We start from the raw sequence: 1,566 nt of genomic DNA, 5'->3' as shown, positions 1-1,566 counted from the left end.
CAGGCGGTTCCGGGGTGGTGGTGGGCGCACGCCCGCCAGCCAGCGGGCCGTACGGCGCAGATTCACCCCAACACCAACAAACAGCGCCCGCAGATGGTTCTTCGCCCGTCCGATGTACCGATTGACCCGGATGCCGTGGCCGCGCACCAACGCCGACAAGCAGCCTTCCACCCCGCCGCGATGGGCGCGGTAGGCGACCTTGAACGCCTCGGTCTGTTGCCGTGCGCGGGCCGCGACCAGCGCCGCATGCCCTGGACTGGTCGTCAGCCGCCGCCCGCCCTTCCCCGTACAACAGCGCGGGCGCAGCGCACACCCGCCACAGCGGTCGTCATCAAAGCGAAAGCGGATCGTCCCATCCTTCGCCGTCCGCCCCTGCGCCGTGGCCCCCGCCGGGCAGGTGGCGACCCGCGCCTCCAGGTCGAGTTGGAACTGTGCCTGGGTGATCCCGTCGTCCATGCGCGCCTGGGGCGAGGGGTCGGCGGTCGAGGCTGGGCCGATCAGGTCTTCGTCGTGCTGGGCGGCTGCCTCCAGCGTGCCCCCGCTCACGTAGCCCTGATCCACGAACCGTTCGGCGGGCAGCACGTCCCGCGCCTCCTGGCGCTCGGCAATCCCGGCCAGGGCCGTCGTATCACTCTCCACGCTGCTGGTCAGCGCGATGTCGGTAATCAGGTGGGGCATGTCCGCGTCATCGGTCTCGCTGACCTGCAGCTTGTCGCCGACCCAGGACTGGTCGCGCTTCTTGCTCCACCGCGCCTCCGGGTCGTGGGGCGTCTGGATCTGAGTCGTGCCATCATAGCCGCGCAGCTCGCGGAAGACCACCGTGTCGTCGCGCTGCTCATACTGCTGCGTCCAGACTGTGCGCAGCATGGCCACCTCCGGCAGGCGATCCAGCCCGTCCGGGGTGGTCGGCTCGGCCAAGCGATGCAGCAGCCACTGCCCATCGCGCCCGGTGTCGCGCTGCAAGCGGGTGCGATCAGCATCGCTGAGGCGTTCGGCCACCGCCCGCTGGCCGTAGGTCTCGGCCCAGGTTGGTGGGATGGTCGCACGACTCCAGGCAGGGTCGGCCGCGATCAGCGCCTGCACCGCCAGCCGCAGCGTTTCCATCACCAGTTCCAGCCGATTGAGGTGGCGGGCGCGCGTGTGGATCGCCAGGCTATCGGTACGTTGGCGCCCGCGACGCTTGAGCACGCCGAGGTCGCGCAGGTCATCAAGCAGGCGGTCGAAGAGGCGGGCGCTGGCCGCATGACGCACGAGGCGCTCGCGAAAGTCGCTCAGCACACTAAAGTTGAAGCCTTGCGCATCCAGGGGCAGATGGAGCGCGTACTTCCAGTCCAGGCGCAGGCGCAGGGCGTCCGCTGCGGCGCGGTCAGAGAGGTCTTCCATGGCCTGGAAGGCCAGCACGAACAACAGGTCGACTGGGGGCAAGGCTGGCTTGCCCTCCACATGATACAAATCAAGAAAGTCCGCGTTCGCGTAGCGGGCGTAGAGCCGCTCGCCAATCAGACGGTAGGGACTCTCCGCAGGCAGGAGCAGTTCACCGAGTCGTGCCAGATCTTCTGGCATCGG

Annotated in this window: 1 protein-coding gene; it reads right to left on the bottom strand. The window is 68.8% G+C overall.

Annotated elements, in window-relative coordinates:
• Positions 1 to 1,566, bottom strand: a 1,566-nt coding sequence (locus tag EKD05_RS25435) for an IS1182 family transposase (RefSeq protein ID WP_129678439.1), incomplete at both ends; no start/stop codon positions are given.

The sequence above is a fragment of the Candidatus Chloroploca sp. Khr17 genome (genome assembly GCF_004138165.1).
In the GTDB taxonomy this organism is placed as follows: domain Bacteria; phylum Chloroflexota; class Chloroflexia; order Chloroflexales; family Chloroflexaceae; genus Chloroploca.
This window is presented reverse-complemented; position numbering and strand designations above follow the sequence as displayed.